Origin of the sequence: Bradyrhizobium sp. 26S5, assembly GCF_036923295.1 — a bacterium.
Lineage (GTDB): Bacteria > Pseudomonadota > Alphaproteobacteria > Rhizobiales > Xanthobacteraceae > Bradyrhizobium > Bradyrhizobium septentrionale.
In genome coordinates this window covers 2,692,172-2,713,311 of sequence record NZ_CP145948.1, presented here as the reverse complement: position 1 = coordinate 2,713,311, position 21,140 = coordinate 2,692,172, and the positions used below count along the sequence as shown (strand labels likewise).

Annotated in this window: 10 protein-coding genes; 3 read left to right on the top strand and 7 right to left on the bottom strand. The window is 63.8% G+C overall.

Annotated elements, in window-relative coordinates; all coding sequences use genetic code 11:
- Window positions 1-59: 59 nt before the first annotated feature.
- The 5 genes from V5279_RS12685 to V5279_RS12665 form a co-directional block, all read right to left on the bottom strand.
- The gene (locus V5279_RS12685; protein WP_338697762.1) at window positions 60-1,514 is read right to left on the bottom strand and encodes an HlyD family type I secretion periplasmic adaptor subunit; all 1,455 of its coding nucleotides are present in this window, start codon (window positions 1,512-1,514) and stop codon (window positions 60-62) included.
- A complete protein-coding gene (locus V5279_RS12680) occupies window positions 1,501-3,639 on the bottom strand; it encodes a type I secretion system permease/ATPase (RefSeq protein ID WP_338697760.1) in 2,139 nt (712 codons plus the stop codon). The genes V5279_RS12685 and V5279_RS12680 overlap by 14 nt, the downstream gene beginning before the upstream one ends.
- A 25-nt stretch (window positions 3,640-3,664) precedes the next feature.
- Entirely contained in the window at window positions 3,665-6,496 is a 2,832-nt protein-coding gene (locus V5279_RS12675) for a calcium-binding protein (protein ID WP_338697758.1), read from the bottom strand.
- A 190-nt stretch (window positions 6,497-6,686) separates the two neighbouring features.
- Complete coding sequence (locus tag V5279_RS12670) at window positions 6,687-9,158, bottom strand: two-component system VirA-like sensor kinase (RefSeq protein WP_338697756.1); 2,472 nt, start codon at window positions 9,156-9,158, stop codon at window positions 6,687-6,689.
- On the bottom strand, window positions 9,155-10,138 hold the full coding sequence (locus tag V5279_RS12665; RefSeq protein ID WP_224741500.1) for a cytochrome-c peroxidase: 984 nt from the start codon (window positions 10,136-10,138) through the stop codon (window positions 9,155-9,157). The genes V5279_RS12670 and V5279_RS12665 overlap by 4 nt, the downstream gene beginning before the upstream one ends.
- A 29-nt stretch (window positions 10,139-10,167) precedes the next feature.
- Between V5279_RS12665 and V5279_RS12660 the strand changes: the two genes are divergently transcribed.
- Window positions 10,168-10,932, top strand: a complete 765-nt coding sequence (locus V5279_RS12660) for a response regulator (protein WP_166307148.1) — start codon at window positions 10,168-10,170, stop codon at window positions 10,930-10,932.
- Window positions 10,933-11,263: 331 nt separating this feature from the next.
- Here V5279_RS12660 and V5279_RS12655 read toward each other — a convergent pair whose 3' ends face one another.
- Window positions 11,264-16,387 carry a choice-of-anchor tandem repeat GloVer-containing protein gene (locus V5279_RS12655; protein ID WP_338697753.1) on the bottom strand — a complete coding sequence of 1,708 codons (5,124 nt, stop codon included), beginning with the start codon at window positions 16,385-16,387 and terminating at the stop codon, window positions 11,264-11,266.
- A 171-nt stretch (window positions 16,388-16,558) separates the two neighbouring features.
- Window positions 16,559-17,200: a hypothetical protein gene (locus V5279_RS12650; RefSeq protein WP_338697751.1), complete on the bottom strand. Its 642-nt coding sequence runs from the start codon at window positions 17,198-17,200 to the stop codon at window positions 16,559-16,561.
- A gap of 321 nt (window positions 17,201-17,521) precedes the next feature.
- Here V5279_RS12650 and V5279_RS12645 point away from each other — a divergent pair, with 321 nt between their 5' ends.
- Window positions 17,522-18,472, top strand: a complete 951-nt coding sequence (locus tag V5279_RS12645) for a hypothetical protein (protein WP_338697749.1) — start codon at window positions 17,522-17,524, stop codon at window positions 18,470-18,472.
- Between the two features lie 447 nt (window positions 18,473-18,919).
- Window positions 18,920-21,076 (top strand): TonB-dependent siderophore receptor, encoded by a 2,157-nt coding sequence (locus V5279_RS12640; protein WP_338697747.1) that lies wholly within the window; start codon window positions 18,920-18,922, stop codon window positions 21,074-21,076.
- Window positions 21,077-21,140: the final 64 nt, after the last annotated feature.

The window sequence follows — 21,140 nt, the reverse complement described above, 5'->3', positions numbered from 1 at the left end:
GGTTGCAGTTTGATCGTAACGGGTCGGCTGACGGCGGCGAAGCCGTAGTGCTCGCCGGCCTAGCGCTCGCGCAAAACTTCCTGGCGATAGCGCAGCAGCGGCGAAAGCAGATAGCTGAGGACCGTTCGCGATCCCGTCTTGATCTCCACGGTCACCGCCATGCCGGGCGACAGATTAACGACCCTGTCGTCGATCTGCATTTCGGTGCGATCGAGTGAAATGCGCGCGCTGTAGTTCAGTTCCTGTCCCTTCGGCTCGCTGGTTTCGCTCTGCGTCACCAGAGCGCGATCGTTGGCGCGATCGTGCTGGCGATCGCGGACGACAGCATCCTGCGAGACCGAAAGCACCTGACCATGCAGGAGCCCGTAGCGGGTAAAATTGAAGGTATCGATCTTGATCTCGGCCTGCTGCCCGGCATGGACAAAGCCGATGTCGTGATTCGACACCATGGCTTCGATTTCCAGCCGGCTGTCGCTCGGCACGACCACCAGCAGCGACTGCGCCGGCGTGACCACGCCGCCGACGGTGTGGATCGCGAGCTGCTGCACCACGCCGTCGACGGGAGCCGTCAGCTGCTGAAGCCTGGTCCTCTGCTCGGCCTTGATCAGGTCCTGCGCGAGCCCGTTCGCCTTCTGCTCGGACTTGGCCAGTTCGTCGGAGAGCGTATGCCGATACTCCGCCACCGCCTGCCCGCGGGTCTCGCGGATCGCTGCGATCGCCGCCTCGGTCTCATGCAGATGGCTGTTCTGCACGTTGAACTCCTCCTGTTGCTCGACCAGCAGCTGGAGCACCTCGAAATAGCCGAGCTTCGAGCCCAGTTCCTTCTCGACCAGCGTCTTACGAATGTCGACGCGCGACTGGATCACCGGAATGATCGTCTCGAGCTTGTGGATTGTCGCCGATGCGGTGGCTTGCTCGGCCTCCTTCTGCGCCTGCTGGCGCAGGAGTGCCGCGATCTTGGCGCGATGCTCGGTCACCTGGTTGAGCAACAACTGACGCTGGGTCGCAACCAGTTCCGGGTCGGCCCCGGTGGGCGGCGTGAAGTCGGCAGCGGGATCGTCGCTGCCGGCGAGCGCCGCGCGCACGCGCGCGATGTTGAGCCGCTCGGCCAGCAGATCATTGCGCAAATGATCGCGCTCCGCCGCGTTCACGGTCGGGTCGAGTTCGATCAGCACGTCGCCGGCCTTGACCGCCTGCCCGTCCTGTACCCTGATCGACCGCACGACGCCGGTCTCGAACGGCTGCACCACCTTGGTGCCGTCGCCCGGCAGGATTTTTCCGGTCGCCGAAGCCACGATGTCGATGGTGCCCCACCAGGCCCAGAGCAAGGCCGCGCAAAACATCAGGGCGATGCTGGCCGCGGTCGCGCGCCCCACCGGCGACGGTGGCGTCTCTACGATCTCGAGCGCCGCCGGCAGAAACGCCAGCTCCTCGCTGCTTTTGCGTTGTGCAGGGCGGAACGGGATCACGCGTGGCGCGGATCCGGCGGCAACCGCCGCTTCAGACGACTTCATGGAATCCTCCTTGCAACCGGTGCAGCGACGCGTAGCGGCCGCCGGTCTTGATCAGCGTGTCGTGGCTGCCGTCCTCGACCAGGCGACCGCGATCGAGCGTGACGATGCGGTCCGCCGCGCGGACGGTCGAGAGCCGGTGTGCGATCACCAGCACCGTCCGCCCCTTGGCGATGTCCTTCATGTTCTGCTGAACGATGCGCTCGCTCTCGTAGTCCAGCGCGCTGGTCGCCTCGTCGAAGATCAGGATGCGCGGATCGCCCACCAGCGCCCGCGCGATGGCGATGCGCTGCCGCTGACCGCCCGAAAGCGTCGAGCCGCGTTCGCCGACCACGGTGTCGTAGCCCTCGGCCAGTTCGAGGATGAAGTCGTGCGCCCCGGCGAGCCGCGCCGCCGCAACGATGCGTTCCATCGGCATCGCCGGATCGGCAAGCGCGATATTGTCGCGCACCGAACGGTTGAACAGCACGTTCTCCTGCAGCACGATGCCGATCTGGCGGCGCAGCCACGCTGGATCGGCCATGGCAAGGTCCATGCCGTCCACCAGCACCCGCCCACGCTCCGGGACATAGAGCCGCTGCACCAGCTTGGCGAACGTGCTCTTGCCCGAGCCCGAGGGTCCGACGATGCCGACGGTCTGGCCGGCCGGCACCTCGAACGAGACATCGTGCAGCACTTCCTGTCCGTCAACGCGGTAGCGAAACGAGACGTGCTCGAATTTGATGTCGCCGCGGATCGACGGCAGCCGCGCCCGCCCGGCCGAATAGGTCTGCTCGGCGGTGGTGTTGAGGATGTCGCCGAGCCGCGCGATCGACAACCGTGCCTGGTGGAAATCCTGCCAGATCTGCGCCAGGCGCAGCACCGGTGCACTCACCCTGCCGGCCAGGATGTTGAAGGCGACGAGTTCGCCGACCGAGAGATCGCCGCCGATGACGAGCTTGGCACCGCAATACAGGATGCTGGCCGTGACGATCTTGCTGACCAGCTGTACCGTCTGGCTCGCGCTGTTGCCGAGACTGAGGACCCGGAAGCTTGCCGCCACGTAGCCGGCCAGTTGCTCTTCCCAGCGGCGCTGCATCTGCGGCTCGACCGCCATCGCCTTGAGTGTTTCGATGCCGCTGACGCTCTCGACCAGAAAAGCCTGGTTCTCGGCACCACGCCGGAATTTCTCGTCGAGCCGCCGCCGGAACAGCGGCGTCGCCCCGGCCGATATCGCGATATAGAAGGGGAACGAGCCGATCACGATCCACGTCAGCAGCGGCGAATAGAAGTACATCACGCCCAGGAAGACGAACGTGAAGAACAGGTCGATCAGCAGGGTCAACGCCGAGCTGGTGAGAAAATTGCGGATGTTCTCCAGTTCGCGCACCCGTGCCACCGAATCCCCGACACGACGCGCCTGGAAATAGGCCATCGGCAAAGCCAGCAAATGGTGAAACAGGCGTGCGCCGAGTTCGACGTCGATCCGGTTGGTGGTGTGGGAAAACAGATAGGTGCGCAGGATCCCCAGCACGGTCTCGAACAGCGAAATCGACACCAGTCCGAGAACCAGGACGTCGAGGGTGGCTAGCGACCGGTGCACCAGCACCTTGTCGATCACCACCTGGAAGAACAGCGGCGAAACCAGGCCGAACAGTTGCAGGAAAAACGATCCGACCAGCACCTCACCGAGCAGATGACGATATTTGTGAATCGCGCCCAGAAACCAGGCGATGCCGAAGCGACGGGTGATATCCGACAGACCGGCGCGACGGGTCATCAGGATCAGCTGACCGTCCCAGACCGACACCAGTTCGTCCTGCGTCATCAGTGCGGGCCGGGACGCCGGCGCTTGCACCAGAACCTTGCCTTCGGCGGCCTTGGCGACCACCAGGAATCCGCCGTTGCGCAGGGCCGCGATGGCGGGCAAGGGCGTGCTGCCGAGCCGGGACCAGTCGGTCCGGCAGGCACGCGCCTTGAGCCCGAGGTCTTTGGCACACCGGAGCATCTCCGGTGTGCCGATCTTCTCCGTGCCCAGCCGATGCGCGATCTGTCCGGCATCGGCCGCAACCCCCTGGAGATGCAGCAGCGTCACAAGGGCTTCGAGACCTTGATCGACCGGTCCCGTGCTGTTGGTTTCGTTGCTCATGGATGCTCTCCAGGGTGATGTTGCGTCAGGCCGCGTGCGGCTGCGTCAGCAGCGGCTGCTGGTCAGGCGCAGGATCGGCAAGCGGCATGCCGCCGAGTGCGGCCCCCGTCGAGACCAGGCTTGAGGCCATGAACTGGCCCAGCAGGGCAGCGCTCGCCACAGACGAAGCGTTACTCATGGCACTGCCGGGATTCATCACCGCCTGGAATTGGAGGTTGTTGCCGGTGCCACCGTCGAGAACATCGGTCCCGCCATTGCCAATCAGGGTGTCATCCCCTGCGCCACCGCTCAGAGTGTCGCTGCCGCGGCTGCCGATCAGGATGTCGTTGCCGTCGCCGCCATTGGCGATGAACTGCATCGCCCCTCCGAGTCCGAACGCGTTGATGACGTCATCGCCACCGAGGCCGTTGATCACGATGCGATCGTTGGCCTCGAAGCCGGTGATCGTGACGTCGGTCGCCAGACCCGACACCGTGATCACGCCGTTGTTGTCGTTGATCGAGATCGCGTCGTCGCCATTGGTGGCGTTGATCACGACCGTGTCGACCTGACCGTCGCCCTGTCCGCTACCGAGAGGCGCGGACAAGTCGATCGCAACATGCTTCACGTCGGTCTTGGACAGGTCGCCCACCGTGATGGTGTCCGTACCACCCAGCGCGTTGACATCGATGGTCTCGATGTGATCGAGATCCATGGTGACGACGCCGACGTCGCGGCTGAAGATCGCATGGCTGCCACTGGCCGTGATATCCATGCTCTCGCTGACGTTGGCGCCGTTGAACAGCAGGGTGTCGTTGCCGGCTCCTCCGTCCACGGTGTCGCTGCCATCGCCCGGGTTCCAGACGAAGGTGTCGTCGCCGGCACCCATTTTCGCCACGTCATTGCCGCGCCCGCCAATGACGGTGTCGTTGCCCGCGCTGCCGGTGATGGTGTCGTTGCCATCGCCGCCATTGACGACAAGCCGATCGAGCCCGGCGTCCATACCACTGACCATCACTTGTGCCGCCAATCCGTTGACGACGTCCGACGAGCCCGTGCCGACGACGCTGATGCGGTCGTCGCCGGCGGTGCCATTGACGTTCACGGTGTCCGCCACGCCGTCGCCCTGACCGCTGCCCGGCGTCGCCGACAGGTCGATTGCGATCTGCTTGGCGTCGGTTCCGGAGAGGTCATTGACTGTGACCGTGTCGGCGCCGCCGAGCGTAGCGAGCTGGATGTGCTCGATGCCGCCAAGATCCATGGTCACGTTGCCGACATCGCGGAACAGCCTCACCCGCGAGCCATTGGCCGAGATGTCGATGTTCTCGCCGACATTGGCGCCGTTGAACACCAGCGTATCGGTGCCTGCCCCGCCATCGACCGTGTCGCTGCCGTCGCCCGGATTCCAGACGAAGGTGTCGTTGCCATTGCCAAGCGACGCGACATCATTGCCGCGACCACCGATCACGGTGTCGTTGCCGTCGCCGCCGATCAGCGTGTCGTTGCCCTGGCTTCCGGTGATGGTGTCGTTGCCGGCACCGCCATCGATGATGAGGCCGATGACACCGGCCGCAAGGCCGGCAGCGGTGATGACGTCGTTGCCAGCACCGCCCTCGACGATGAGCTGGTCGTTGGCCCCCTCTGATCCGGCAAGGGTAACCGTTGCGGGCAGGCCGGCGACCGTGACCGAGCCTCCCGCTCCCGCCACCTGAATGTTGTCGCTGCCGTTGGTGCCGTTGACGGTCACGGTATCGGCCGCGCCGTCGCCGACACCACTGCCAGGTGTCGACTCGAGATCAATCGCGACCTGGGTGACGCCGGTTCCGGTGAGGTCGCCGACATTGATGTTGTCGGCGCCGCCGAGCGCGTTGAAATCGATCTGCTCGATGCCGTTGAGATCCATCGTGATACTGGCGATGTCGCGGCTGAACTTCACCCGGCCGTGGTTGGCGGTGATATCGATGTTCTCGTTGACGTTGGCGCCGTTGAAGACGAGCGTATCGGTGCCGTCCTGGCCTTCGACGGTGTCGCTGCCGTCGCCCGGATTCCAGACGAAGGTGTCGTCGCCGGTGCCGCCGAGCAGGCTGTCGTTGCCGCGGCCGCCGATGATGACGTCGTTACCGGCTCCGCCGATCAGCGTGTCGCTGCCGTCACCGCCGGTAATGGTGTCGTTGCCATCGCCGCCGTCGATGGTGAGATGGATCAGGTTGGCAAGGCCGTTTCCGGCGGTGAAAACGTCGTCACCGCCGTTCATGTTAAGCACGAAGTTCTCTGTGGTTCCGATATCAAGCGAGAACGGCGCTGGGTTAATCCGATCGAAGCGCACGCGGGTGCCGTTGGCCGTGATCGAAAAGACTTCGGCGCCGTTGCCGCCATTGACCTCGGCGGTATCGATGCCGTCGCCGCCTTCCATCAGGTCGGTGCCCTCGCCCGGATTCCAGATCATGCGGTCGTTGCCGGCCCCGCCGAACATCTGGTCGCTGCCGGTGCCACCGGTCAGGGTGTCGCTACCGTCTCCGCCAAACAGGAGATCGTCCCCACCCTTGCCTTGCAGGACATCGTTGCCGGCGCCGCCGAACAGCAGATCAGTGCCCGAGCCCCCGATCAGGATGTCATTACCCGCGCCGCCAAACAGTTGCACCGCCGGCATCGCACCGTTGGCTTCGTCGACCGAGATCGTGTCGTTTCCGGCCTGACCGAACACCTGAATCGTCGCGGTGTTGGCAACCGTCGGTCGGCCGCCGAGGATGGTCACCGCGCCGCCGTTGATGAGAATGTTGCCGGCCGCATCGCGGCTGGCGACGATGGAGTTGTCGAGGGCGTCGTCGAACACCGTCAGCACGCCGGAGCCTGCCGAAAAACTGGCTGTGATTGCCATTGAAGCGGTCCTTTCGAGGATTGATGAATCAGCGCGAACGCTCATTCCTGGGGTGGTGGTTTCGTTGGTGCTAACGCTCGATCTGGTCGCCGTTGTCACCTCCGTCATCTTGACGCGCGCATGCACGGCTGCGGGCCACCAGAAATGGCGGCCCTGCGCTACGGAAGTATTTCAGGCAAGGGTAATCGTGTTACGGCTGTAACCTGGCCGGCGTTCGCAGGCAGCGGTCCAATGCCGCAGCAAGTTCTGCGTTATCCAGTGGCCAGTGCAGCACTTCAGAGATACCGGCGTCCGTCAGCAAATCGACGCTGACATCGGCGGCGGTCGCGACGGCAAGCAACACAGGCTGCAACGGCGACACCTCGTGCAGGGCTCGCGCCAATTCCACCCCGCCCGGGGGCCGCGAGGCGTGACCGACCAGGATGATATCGAATCGCGCAGAGTCGGAACGGCATGCAGCGAGGGCATCCGCCGCGACCTCAAACCCGACCGGCTCGTATCCCAGCGCCGCCAGCTTCTCTTCATCGCGCAGCAAGCGTTCTCGCTCGCTTTCGACGATCAGCACCGTCTCGCCGCGTCCAAGCGGAAGCGCCGACAATCCGTCGGCCGCGATGGAGTCCGCCGCCACAGCAGGCAGCCACACTTCGAACCGGCTTCCACAGCCAGGTTCGCTCTGAACGTTGATCGCTCCATCATGATCGCGGACGATCTCGCGAACCGTTGCGAGACCAAGGCCAGTTCCTGCCACGCGCGTCGTGAAGAACGGCTCGAACATCCGCCGCGCCACGCGTTCATCGATTCCGCTCCCGTTGTCGCTGACGGAAAGGCATACGTAGCGACCCGGGGAGAGCCCACCCTCGCTCATCTCCACGAAAGCGGCCATCTGTTCCTGTTTCACGGCCACGCGGACACAACCGCCATCGTTCGTTGCTTGCGCAGCGTTGGTGCAGAGATTGAGGATGACCTGCTGAAGCTGCGCCGGTTCGCCTGACACGGCGACGTCGGCCGGAACGTCTTCGAAGAGAAGCTCTACATCCGACGGCAACGAGGCACGCAACAACGAGGCCGCCTCGTTGAGCAAAGTGCGCACCTGAACCGGACGAGCACGCCCGTCGGTCCGCCGGCCGAAGGTGAGGATATTGTCGACGAGGTCGCGACCGCGCTCGGCGGCCCGGCGTATCTCGTCGATGTGCTGTGCCGGTTTGGAACCGCGGGCGATTTGCGGCTCCGCCATCTCCGAATAACCAAGGATGGCGCCGATGATATTGTTGAAGTTATGCGCGATCCCGCTGGCCAGCGATCCTATCATCTGCATGCGACGTGCCCGCTCCAGCCGCATGGCAAGCTTGGTCCTCTCGCGTTCCAGAAATTCGCGCTCGAGCGCATTAGCCACGGCGTCACTGGCAAGCCTCGCGAGCGGGATAGGAGAGATCTTGTTCCGTATCGGGCGGAAGCGGTCAAAACCCATGATGCCCTGGACCCGACCCGGCCGAACCAGCGGCAAACAGGCCCACGCGCGCACGCCAGTACCCGCCAATGCATCCCTGATAGCGCCGGGCGGCAATGCGCTCGCGTCGGCAATGGTGACGCCGTCCCCTGCGCCAAGCTGCTCGGCTACCGCCAACGCCCGTCGAGGCCAACCCGGCGGAAACGTCACTCCGTCCTTCGACCATGCGTGGACCCGGATCGGCCGCTCGTCCAACACCACATACGCGCGATCCGCGTCGATGATCCGACTGAATTCGCCCAGCACCTGCTTCAATCGCATTCCGGTCTCGGCCGGCGAGCAATTGATCAGACGCGTCGAATTCTCGGCAATGACGTGTTCGAATGCTGCCCGCCGACGCAACGCCACCGCCCGAGCTCGTAGCCGAAGGCCGAGAATGACGAGCAAGACGAGCAACAACAGGGAGACAACGTAGAGCAGCAGCCGATAGCGCTGCTCCCCGGCTTCGACCACGGACCGATGGCGGGAAAACAGTTCGCGGACCTCCTCCAGGGCATGCGTGCTGGCCGCGGCGATGAAGGCCTTCAGCGTTTCATCGACCGCAGGGAGCTGTTCATAGAGCAGCCGTGCATGCGCCAGCATCGCGCGCGCCGGTTCCGCGTCCGGTCCCGTGGTGGGCGTTTGCTGAGCAAACTGGTCGATCTTTTCCTGGAGCGCTCGCATCGCGCCGGATGAGGTGTCTCGCGACAAATAGAGGATCGCAGCCGCCAATGCGCCCGTTGCCGGCGCGAGTTGCACGTCGTTGGCAAGGAACGCCGGGCTCGTGCTGAGCAGGCCTACGTAGGAGAGTGAATTCTGCAGCAAGGCGTTGCTGGTCTTGAAACGCTCCAGCAGCTCTTCCTGCTCGACAACCGCCGCTGCCAGCTGGTCAATTGGCTTCGGATCGAGACCTTCGGCCCGTGCGTGAGATCGGAGCCGACTGACCGCATCGGCCATCGCTCGCGCATCAACAGCAAATGCATCGTAGTCACGAAGCAGGCCAGCTCGCGCCTGAAGCACGTCGCGGTGAAGCGAGGCCTCGGCAAGCGCATATTCGTCGAGCGTCTGGAGCGTCACCGCATAGGCGGACGCGTTGGTATCTATGCCGCGCAACAACAGCCAGGTCAGCAGCGCGAGCAGAAATGAAACCCCGAGAACAAACGGCAGATTCCTCATGGCATCGGCGAGCCAGTGCGTGGTGTGGCGGTGGCCGGCCTTACGGCTTGACCTCGATATGTCCCGGTCAGCGTGTTAAGGAAGGCGACGATGGCGGCTGTTTGCTGATCGGTTAAGACGCGGTCGAGTTGGGCGACACCCATCGCTTTGACCGCGTCCGGCAATGTGGCCGCGCTGCCATCATGAAAGTATGGCGCCGTTGTCGCCACATTTCGCAAGCTGGGCACGCGAACCAATGCCGGCTCCGGCGAGCCCAATGGATGGAAGATGCCGTGCCGTTGAAACAGATTGCCGCCCACGTTGACACCCTGATGGCAGGCGATGCAGCCGAGCGATCTGAAAACCTGGTAACCCGACAACTCGTCCGGCGTCATGGCGTTGGTTTCCCCGGCAAGCCATCGGTCGAAGCGGCTATCTGGCGTAACTAACGTCCGCTCGTATGTCGCGATCGCATCCAGCATGGCGGCGACATCAGGCTCCCTTCCATAGGCATCACGAAACTGCCCCACGATTTCGGGGTCAGCACGCAGTTTGCCGAGGGCTTCGTCAACGCTCGACGCCATAATCGCTGGATTGCGAAGACTGCCCTCGATTCCGTCTTCCAACGAGCGGAAATTGCCTTCCCAATTCAGGCGGAAGTTCAGACTCGCATTGAAGACCGTCGGCGTATTGAGGGCGATCGGTTGGCCCTCACGCGTATCGTGGATCCTGGCGCTGGCGCCATTGGTTGCTATATCGTGGCACGACGAACAACTGTGTGTATTATCGTGAGACAGACGTCGGTCGCCGAACAATCGTTCTCCGAGCAGGACACGCTGTGGGTCTTGGGCACGCGGCGCGGGAATTGGCGTGATAGGCTCGCGGTCGGCGCGCGCCTCGAAGCCCGGCGATTGAGCGTCTGCCGGCGAGAACGCGCTGAGACAAACGAGCGCGAGCAGCAGACACGCGAAACCGCAGCCGTACGCGGCCGCTGTCGCCACCGGCGGTGCCGTTGAAGGAACTGGATGCAATGAGCGGCTCATCACTGAATGACCCGGGTCCTCGCGGAAGCGTTGATCGCCAAGTGTGCGTCCTCGTCGTGGAAGATGATCCTGCCTTGCAGCGCATGATCCTAAACTATTTCGCGGAGAACAACATCCGGACCCTGGCAGCAAGCAATCGGCAGGAAATGGTCGGTCGGCTTGGCAGTGCCGAGGTCAATCTGGTGATCCTTGATCTCCGGCTTGGATTAGAAGACGGACTGGATCTTCTTCGGGAGATCCGCTTGAACTCCGAAGTGCCCGTGATCATCATCACGGGTCACCGCCGCGACGACATCGATCGAGTGGTCGGTCTCGAGCTTGGCGCCGACGATTATCTGACGAAGCCATTCAACCTGCGCGAATTGCTCGCGCGTGTTCGCGCGATCTTGCGCCGGTTCGATGCCGGTAGGGCCACGCCGGCGCGCGATCCAGAGCGTGGCCGATTTCGATTTTCCGGCTGGCAGCTCGACCGCAGGATCCGGCAGCTTACCGACCCGGCCGGTGCCCCGGTCGCATTGACAAAGGGCGAGTACGCGATGCTGCTGGCCTTTCTCGAAGCGCCACAACGTCCGCTTAGCCGCGAGCACCTATTGCAGGCGACCCGCGTTCACGAAGATGTCTTCGACCGCAGCATTGATGTGCAGATTCTCCGCCTGCGGCGCAAGCTTGAGCGCGATCCAAGCGCGCCACGCGTGATCCAGACCGAGCGCGGTGTCGGATATGTATTCGCCGTTCCGGTAGAGCGGGTTTGACGAGGCAATTGGCGGCCACCGCGGGAGCTTCACTCGCGGAACATCTCCACTTCCGCCACAGTTGGGGGCTCCTGCCAAAATGGGGCAGGCCTCCGAGGACGTGCACTGGTTACCCGGAGGCGAGCAGTTAGACATAACTTGGCACGTCGAGCGGCGCCTCGAACGGGAAATCGTGCGTCGCGGCACTCTTCAACCACGACAACGGATCGAAGAGACAAACCAACACCAGTCCAATGCACGCAAGATTCAACGTGCTGGGCTATCGCGGGTTTGCGGAAGGCCCGCTCTGCTATGATCGGACTCAATCAGGTCCAGATCGGTTTCGCCGCGTTCAGAAATGAAGAAGGAAGTCCGACGCGCTCATTGAGGTCACGCTCGTCAGATTGATCTGCATGTCTTCATGTCCAGTGCTGATCGATTCGCTGAAGCCGCTTGCGTTCGCATACAGGACTGCATTGCCGCCGTTGATCACCACATCGATCGTATGCGCAGCAATGCTGGCGGGCGCATTGCCGGTCAGGATGTTGATCGCAACGCTGTGATTGTTGCTGTTCAGGCCAGCGATGCCCGAGAAATCGAAGTGGTCGGACCCATGCGTAAAATCCTTGATGGTGTCGAAGTTGCCCATGCCAGGTTGGGAATCTGTAATGGCCTTGTAAACAAACGTATCGCTGCCGGCTCCGCCCGTCAGAACATCTCCCTTCGCGCCGCCGTACAGGAAATCGTTGCCGGACGTCCCGACGAGAGTGTCCGCCTTGGCGGTGCCGATGAACGTGCTGATGGTGGAAACATTGCCCGCGACGTCTTTCGCCGTGACGTCGATTTTATAGTCATTGCTGGATGAATAGGAAAATCCGGTACCCGTCGTGACGCTCCAGCCGCCGCTTGCAGATGCGGTCGCAAGGACCGTCGAACTACCGTTGCCGTCGGTGCCGACGACGCCGCCGCCGATCTGGTTCTCGACGATCTTGAGGATGGTACTGCCGGCTTCGGAGAGCCCGCCGAATGTCACCGTCGCCTTCGCTGCATTGCCGTTTTGAGCGATGCTGGTGACCTCGGATTGCGGCGCCTTCGTATCCAGCGTGAAGGTCAGCGAACTGCTTCCGGTGTTGCCGGCCAGATCCGTTTCGCTGGCAACGATGGTGTGGACGCCATCCAAAAGACCTGTCGGAGTAAACGACCAGGCACCGGTCCCGCTGGCCGTGGCCGTCGCGCCGATTGCGACGCCATCAACCGTGAAATGCACGACCGCATTCGGATCGCCCGATCCCGTCAGCGCGTCGTTGGACGTGATCTTGTCCGTCGACGAGGTACCGGTGTCGGTCAGCAGGTGCTCGCTCACCGTGGGCGCCTTGGTATCGACTGTCCAGTTGAAGCTCGCAGGCGTCGCGTCCAAATTGCCGGCGGCATCAAACGCCGCGACCTGGAAGACGTGACTGCCATCGGACAGGCCGGTCAACGCTATTGAGCTCGACGCCGTGGATGCCCAGCTGCCGTTGTCGATCTTGTACGCGAAGCCGGTCACACCGACGGCGTCGGTCCCCTTCACCGTGAAGGCGGCCTGATTGCTGTTGGAGAGCGAGGATGGTCCGGTCACAATCGACGTGTCAGGCGCCGTGGTGTCACGCACGGTGACGGTGAAAGTCTCGGAGGAGCTGTTGCCGGCTGCATCCGTGGAGCTGGCGGTGATGGTGTGCGTTCCGATTGCGAAGGTACCGCCCGAATGGACAACCGTGCTGCCCTCCTTGAACACCACCGTGTCGGGGCCGTCGACCAGATCGGTCGCGGTCGCGGAGAATGTTGCCACAGCGCCGGCTGCGCCGGTGGCCTCGTCGGTTTGATTGGCGACCGGCGTCAGCACCGGCGCCGTGGTGTCGCGCACGGTGACGGTAAAAGTCTCGGAGGAGCTGTTGCCGGCAGCATCGGTGGCGCTGGCGGTAATGGTGTGCGTTCCGATTGCGAAGGTGCCGCCCGAGTGGACGACCGTGCTGCCCTCCTTGAACACGACCGGATCGGTGCCGTCGACCAGATCGGTCGCCGTCGCGGAGAATACTGCCGCCGCCCCGGCTGCGCCGGTGGCCTCGTCGGTCTGATTGGCGACCGGCGTCAGCATCGGCGGCGTGGTGTCACGCACGGTGACGGTAAAAGTCTCGGAGGAGCTGTTGCCAGCCGTATCCGTTGCGCTGGCGGTGATGGTGTGGGCCCCGAGCGCGAAGGTGTCACCCGAGTGGACGACCGTGCTGCCCTCCTTGAACACCACCGGATCGGTGCCGTCGACCAGATCGGTCGCGATCGCAGAGAATATTGCCGTCGCCCCGGCTGCGCTGGTGGCCTCGTCGGTCTGATTGGCGACGGGCGTCAGCACCGGTGGCGTGGAGCCTTGCACGGTGACGGTGAAGGTTTCCGAGGTCGTGTTGCCGGCCGTGTCGGTGGCGCTCGCCGTGATGGTGTGGTTGCCAAAACTGAATGTGTCGCCCGAATGGACGACGTTCTGGCCTTCCGTGAACACCACGGGATCGCTGGTGCCGTCGAGGAAATCCGTCGTGGTCGCGGAAAACGTCACCGCGGCGCCCGCAGCGCTCGTCCCCTGGACGGGTTGGGTCGGATCGGTCAGCGCAATCGTCGGCGCTGTGGTCTCGATGTCGACGTTCGAGAAGTTCGACAGCGTGGCCGGGAAGACGCCCGGAAAGCCCGAGCTGTCGCTGATCGTCGTCGTGTTCAGATTGATGGAGGCGATCGAAAGTCCGGCCGCATCCTGGTCGGTCGAGGCCACCTTGTAGTCGAAGGCCACCACGCCGAGATGCTGCAGCGATGCCGTGCTCGCGGCGTCGAGCGTCGCGGTACCGCCGTTGCTGAGCGTGAGCGTCACGTCGGTTCCGGTCACCGTGACGGCCTCGTTCATCTCCAGCAGGATCGTGATGGTCTTGCCGGCATTGAACGCGCCGCTCGACGGCGTCGTGACCGCGCCGGTCAGCTGCGGTCCGAGGTTCAGCTCATTCCGATCCAGGCTGATGTCGAGTGTCGCGCCCCCGGAGTGGCCGTGCCCGTCGGTGACCATATAGGCGAAGGTGTCGGTCAAGGGTCCGGTCGCTGCCCGGATTGCGGCGAGCTCGGTTGCGTTGGCCGCGTCGACATAGTTGAACGAGCCGTCGGCGTTGAGCGTGAGGTCGCCATAGGTGCCGTGCACCACGGTGCCGAGCGTGCCGCCGGCAATGGCCGAGACGCTGTGGACGAGGCCGTCGTAATCGACGTCGCCGGCAACCGCGCCGGTGCCCGACGAGCCGGCGGTGCCGGACACGCTTCTGCCTGAAGTCACCGCCGCGTGCTCGGTCGTCACCCAGGGCGCAATCGTGGCGTCGAAGCCGACATTGCTCAGCTCGAACACGGTACCGGCGTTGTTCGCACCGCCCAGCGTTGTGGTGCCGAACAGGTTTCCGGCGGCATCGAAAGTGAGGCCGGTCTCCGGCATGGCGCCATTGGCGCCGTTGAAACTAACGAGCGTCGTCGGCGTTGAGGCGTAACCCGTGCTCGTATTGGCGATTTCGAACACCGTGCCGTCGCCGTTGGCGCCGCCGGCCTCGGTGGTGCCGAACAGGTTGCCGGCGCCGTCTTCGATGAGGGCGCCGAGCGGATTGGCGCCATTCGTGCCGTTAAAGCTCGCCAGCGTGTAGGAGCTGCCGCTCTTGACAAGCTCGAACACGGTGCCGTTGTTGAACGCACCGCCCGAGAACGTCGTGCCGAACAGGTCGCCGGCACTGTCCGCGATGAGGCCGGCTTCCGGATCGGCGCCGTTGAGCCCATTGAAGGTCGCAAGCGTGATGGGCGCACCGATCGTGCCGCCGTTGTTAGGCAGCTCGAATATCGAGCCCGCACCATTAGCCGTCGTGCCGAAGACATTCCCGGCGCCGTCCACCGCCATGGCGCCCTTCACGCCGGTGACGGGCAGGATGACGTCGGTTATATTGCCGAGGTTCACCTGCTCGAAAGCCGAGGCGTTGACGCCCTTGAACACGTCCAGACGACCGGTGAGCTCGTCTTCGACGAACATCTCGTTGCCGGTGACGAGGGCGATTTGCGGGGCCCATTGCCCGACCTTGGCGGCCAACACGTCCGGGGCGACGAAGTTCGCGCCGGCCGTCTGAACGCTTGCATCCTGCTGGGATGGGGTGAAGAGGCCGGCGCGCACCGTGTTCGAAAATAACACGCTTCCAGCCGCGTCGATGAGCAGGGCTGACTGGGGAACAACCCCCAAGGTCTGGGTAGCATTACCGACAAGGTGATCGTTCGGATCCACCACCATGAGACCCGTGTTGATCGGGCCGGGCGTGCCCGAGTAGAGGCCGCCGGTCTTCGCGATCTCGAAGATCGTCCCGGTGCTGCCTTGCGGTCCCGTCGTCTCCCCATACAGGTTGCCGGCCGCGTCGATGACGAGCGTTGTCTGCGGCAGCGAGCTGGCGCCGCCGGTGAACGTGACGAGCGTGCTCATGTCCGCCGGCGCTCCGCCGCCGCTGCCGATCTGCGGACCATGCTGGGTGAGGCCGGCAATCGACACCGCGCTCGTGGCGACAACGCCCGACGCATTGGCGACCGCGCCGTTGAGGTTGACGCTCGACACGGCGAGCGAGCCCACGTCGGTGTCGCCTGCGGAGACCGTATAGTCGAACACGAGCTCGCTCGAGCTCGACTTGGCGGCATCGAAGGTGGCGGTCCCACCATCATTGAGCGTGAGGGTCGGGATACCCTTGGTAGTGTCGATCGCGCCGACATTGCTCACGGCGAGCACGATGGTGCCGCTCTCGCCGGCGCCAAGCTGCGTGCTTGGGAATACGAATCCGATGCCGGTGACATCAGGCTTGCTGTCGTCGACGTTGACGGAAAGGGTTGCGGCCACGCTGCCGCCGTGGCCATCGCTCACCGTGAAGGTGAAGTTGTCGGTGACCTGGCCTGTGGCACCGGCGAGGTTGCCAAGCTCGGTCGCATTGGCGCCCGACACATAGGCGAACGAGCCGTCGGCGTTGAGCGTAAGATCGCCATAGGTGCCGTGCACCGCGCTACCGAGCGAACCACCGCTGACGGCGGAAACGCTCAGATCGTAACCATTGGCGTCGCTGTCGCCTGCGAGCGCGCCGCTGCCGGCGGTGCCGGCCGTGCCCGCGACGGAACCACCGGAGGTGACGCTCACGGTCCCCGCCTGGACCGAGGGCAGCGGCGTCAGGTTGATCGTGAAATACTGCGTCGGAGGCGTGATCGCGCCGTAATTATCGCCCGACTCCGGCGCCGTCGTGAATGAAACAGAAATCTGAACCGAGGACGGCGCAGAGCCCGACGTATTTTCGTATTGGATCGTATCCAGAATGTCGGTGACCCAATCGGTACTTAACACGGTCTCATCTGCCCGATGCGCGTTGATGGTGGTGCCCTGGCTTCCGATCTGGGCAGTGGCCGCTCCACTCAAGATCGAATATCGCCCATGAGCACTGTCAAATTGGATAGCGTTCGTCGGGCTGCTGATGAGCGCAGGATTGATCGGCAGTTGATCGCCCGTTTGGGGATTTACGATCGAAATGTCGACAGCCGTCACGTCCTGGTAGGAGTACGGGTGGGTGATGCCGGGGGCATTCGATGTCTACGAGCCATTGAGGCTCTGGACGTACGCCCCTGGCATAACGGTGGTCGGGACGTTGGCGTATCCGGTCAGCGTGTTGCCGGCCGGCGCGGTGAATGTGATTTGCGCGGGAATCACAACGTCCGGAACATTGCCGACGGCGATGTTGGCGGTGGGCGCACTCACGGTGCCGTTCGAGGTGCCGAACGTGAACGAGACCTGCTCGTTGAAGGCCGGACGATTTGTCGAAGTGTCCGCATAGGCCACGGACTGCAACAGGACCCCGAGGATGTCGGGGTTCGAGTTTGCGGAGGTGAAGCTGAAATTCAGGTCCTGGCCGGAAAAGCTAAAGCTGCCGACCAAAACATTGTTGACATAGACATTGCTGCCGGAGGTGGTGACGGTCTCCTGGACTCCGTCCCAGGTGGCGGAGTAGCCGCTGATGATCGTCAGATAGTCGGAGCCGGTCTGCGTTGACAGGTGAGCGTCAAAGGAGGTCACGCTTGCCGGACCAGATAGAAATCCGGTGGCCGTCGTGTAATTCATTGAACTCAGGACTTGGACCCAGCTGTTGTTGCCGGTGACGTCGTTCTCGAAGTCCTGGAATGTGCCGTTGCTTACGTTCGATCCGGGGTTCGCCGTGAAGTTGGTGAAATAACTCATTTCGTGCTCCAATTCGTTGATGCGGCGCGGCAATGCGTTGTCGTTCAAATGAGCGAGCGGAAGCGGCCGGCGGCCTCGCCGGGGCTGTTAGCGCGATCAAGGTTTGAGGGCCGAGCCTGATCCATTGCTGCCCCATCAACCGGGGGCACGGCACAGATTGGCGTGGCGCCACTGCGAAAAAATTGCCCGTATATCTCACCCGCCCAGGCCCGAAACGGACCATCACGACACGCTAGGTGCAATCGCGGCGTGGCTGGCGGAAAACATTGCGCGGATCGCAGCCGGCTAATAGGCTCCTAAGGGTTAAGCTGAGGGGCAGCCGTGGAGCAGGACGAACTTGAGCGCCTTGTCGGTGGCCCGTTGCGGCTGACATTCGACGAGATATTGAACCATCCCCGCCTGCCGGAAGCGCGTCGCGCCTATCTCGAGAGCTTCGTCCATCTGTACGAAGGCGATCCGTTTCTGGTTCGTTTGTTGCTTGAGGCGGGCCGATTCCTCGTCTTTCACTGCGTTGCGGTACTCGAGGCAGCGCAGGATCCGTCGAGACGCGAGACCTGGTTCACTGTGGCCGCCCTGAAACGGCAGCTCGCCATGTTCGGCTATGCGAGTGGCCGGCAAGTGGATCATCTCGTCGCGCGATTGCGCGAGGTTGGATTTATCGAGCAGCATCGAGCTCCCGGCGACGGGCGTCTCCGGCTGCTTGCGTCGACGAACAAGCTGCGCACGCATCACACCGAATGGCTCGCAACGCACTTCATCCCGCTTGCGGCGCTTTACCCCGATCATGATTACAGCCCGGTGCTGTCGCGCAATCGCGCATTTCACGTCCTGCACTGCGGCACGGGCTTTCCATTCAATCCCGTGGCTGCTCGCCTGATGATGACGCTGCCGGACACCCTGCTGTTTTTCACGCACGCCGCGGGACCACTGATCCAGAATGCGGTGCTGAAGGCTGCAATGGATGCCGCCGATCCGGCCGCTGCGGTACCCTACATCGACGCCGCCGATCGTTTCGGCGTCTCCCGGACCCATGTCCGCAACCTGATGGCCAGTGCGGAATCGGCGGGACTGGTCAAGATCACCGGGCACGGTGGCCACAGCATATTGATCCTGCCGCGCTTTTGGGCCAGCTACGATCGCGGCCTGACTGTAGGGATGTATCTACACGACGCGGTCAACCTCGTCGCGATGCGCCAGTGGACGAAGGGCGCCACGGATGGCGGCCCGACTGCCCCGTCTGATCGTACGGAGGCTGCCAGTTATTCGTCCTAGGGCCAAAACGCTAAGTTTGCCCCTCACTGCCGGCGCGCGGCGATCAGATCGATCACCGAGTTGGGCTTCGGCGACCACCTACCGCACAAAGGTCGGTGCGGTGAGGATCGCGGTCAGAACGGCCGCGTCACCGTGAGACTACGGGAGATCAGCGACTTGGATTTGCGCTGTTCGCCTTGATCCCATAGGTTCCCGTAAGGGGGCCGATCCTTGACTGGATCGGAAGATGGCTGGGGCAGCCTGATGGGGAAAGGCTTGAGTTCGGGCGCTTGTCAGGCCGTCCCGGATCGGCGTGACGCGCGCTTTTCTCGTCGTTTGGCGCGACGCGCGGCGCTCGCGGCCGTCATTGCGGTCGGGCAGTTCGGTGCGATCCGGGCGCAAGATGTGCCTGCCGATCACACAACACGTTCATCCGGCAGCCTTGAGCCGGCAGCGCGGCTGCCGCCCGTGACGGTCTACTCCAGCCGCAAGCGCATCGCCAATCCCAATCCCAAGCCCAAGCCCAAACCGAGGCCCGCCAAGCCGGCGGTTGCGGTCACACCTGCCACGCCCACGACGAGACGCACCAACGCGCCGGCGCTGCCCGACGGCGTCGTGCTGAACGGCGGGCCGCCCGTGACGCAGACCACCGCCGGGCCGGTGAGCGGCTATCGCGCCCTCACGTCGGTCTCGGCGACCAGGACCGAGACACCGATCGAGCGCATTCCGCAGGCGGTTGCCGTCGTACCGCGCGCCGTGCTCGATGACCAGCAACCGCTCGGGCTAATGGATGCGCTGCGCAACATCTCGGCCGTGACGCCGATGTCGGCCAACACCTTCATCGGCTATGCCTACAAGGTGCGCGGCTTTCCGGCCGACCGCTATGTCGACGGCCTGCCGAACTATTATGACGGCGGCGACAACACCTCGCTCGTCAACACCGAGCGGATCGAGGTGCTGAACGGCCCCGCTGGCATCCTTTACCAGGGCGGCATCGGTCCGGTCGGCGGCATCATCAACACGGTCTCGAAGCTGCCGACCGAGAATCGTTTCGCCGAGATCGGCGTCACGGCGGGCGGTTACCGGCTGTGGGACACCTGGTTCGACGTGAACCAGCCGATTGCGAGCGGGGGCACGGCGCTGTTCCGCATGACCGGCGATGTCGAGACATCCGGCGACTTCGTCGATGTGATCGAGCACCGCCGCTACGCGCTCAATCCGACGCTCCTCTTCAACGACAATGACGGCACACGCCTCACCATCCAGGGCAGCTTCTCGTCGCGCTCGTTCCAGAACTACACCGGGCTGCCCGGCGCCGGCACGGTCGACCGGTCGCTGTTCACGATTCCGCCGACGCTGTTTCCCGACCGGTCCGATCTCGGCCGCAGCTGGACGACCTACAACGGCGTGACGGCGCGCATCGATCACGAGTTCAATGCGGTCTGGTCGGCGAATACCACGGCCCGCGTCAGCGAGATGCGGCTCGAGCAGTTCGGGCATTTCCTCGGCACTGACACCCCGCTGTTCGGTTCGACGTTTCCGTTTCTCAGCTTCCACTTGCCGGTCGATACGCGCGAGATCGCGTCGAACGCCAACCTGGTTGCCAAATTCGCGATCGGACCGACCAGGAACACGGTTCTGTTCGGGGCGGACAGCGATCGTGTCGCCGACAAGATCCGCGACGATGTCGGCTTCGCCGGCCTCGTCGACTTCGCCAACCCGGTGTTTCCGGCATACACGCCGCCGACCGTGAGCGCGTTCAACTCGAACAACCTCTACGTCAACAGCGGGCTGACGACGCAGTGGCAGTCGGACATCTTTGAGCGGCTGCACCTGCTCGCGGGCGTGCGTCTCGCCAATGTCTATATCCACGGCACCGATGCGGTGGCGGGCAGCGATTTCATTACCGATGCGTGGAAGCCGCTGCCGCGGTTCGGCGCGGTGGTCGATCTCGTCAAAGGCGTATCGGCTTTCGCGGACTACTCGCAGGGCTACCGCGGCGTGCCATTCTTCAATGCCGCCGGCGCACCCAAGCCCGAGGAGGCCGAACAGACCGAAGCCGGATTGAAGCTCGCGCTGCCGTCCGGCTTTGCCGGCACCATCGCATGGTTCACCAACACGCGGCGCAATGTCACGAACCTGCTGCCGGGAAGCCTTTTCCTCGCCACGCAGGTCGGCGAACAGCGCGCAGAGGGGTTCGATGCGGACCTGACCTGGCAGCCGTCCGCAGGTCTTTCGATCCTTGCAAGCTACGCGCATGTGAACACCATTGTGGTTCAGGATCAGCTATTCGCGCCCGGCACCGTGCTCGAGCGCGTCCCGCGCGACTCCGGCCGGCTCTGGGTGAACTACAAGTTCCAGGATGGATGGCTGCGGAATGTTGCGGTCGGTGCCGGCCTTTACGCGGCTTCCGCGCAGGCGGTCGCGCTCGACAACCTCTATTTCACGCCGGGATATGTCACGTTCGACGGCAAGGTCGCTTACGAGACGGATCACTGGAGCCTGGGCGTGACCGGGAAAAATCTCGCCGATCACCGCTACTTCGTGCCGTACGCGAGCGGCTCCGGATACGTCATGCCGGCCGACGGACGCACCGTGCTGGCTTTCGGGAAGCTGAGATATTGAGCGGATCGTCCGCGTAAAGCCTGATGTCGGCGTCAACCACGGCGGCTGGCGACGGATCCGATTG

Bases quoted from the DNA above. Each gene is read 5' to 3' on its own strand.
- V5279_RS12650 (WP_338697751.1), bottom strand. From the start codon at position 17,200: ATGAGTTATTTCACCAACTTCACGGCGAACCCCGGATCGAACGTAAGC.
- V5279_RS12670 (WP_338697756.1), bottom strand. From the start codon at position 9,158: ATGAGGAATCTGCCGTTTGTTCTCGGGGTTTCATTTCTGCTCGCGCTG.
- V5279_RS12685 (WP_338697762.1), bottom strand. From the start codon at position 1,514: ATGAAGTCGTCTGAAGCGGCGGTTGCCGCCGGATCCGCGCCACGCGTG.
- V5279_RS12680 (WP_338697760.1), bottom strand. From the start codon at position 3,639: ATGAGCAACGAAACCAACAGCACGGGACCGGTCGATCAAGGTCTCGAA.
- V5279_RS12660 (WP_166307148.1), top strand. From the start codon at position 10,168: ATGAGCGGCTCATCACTGAATGACCCGGGTCCTCGCGGAAGCGTTGAT.
- V5279_RS12675 (WP_338697758.1), bottom strand. From the start codon at position 6,496: ATGGCAATCACAGCCAGTTTTTCGGCAGGCTCCGGCGTGCTGACGGTG.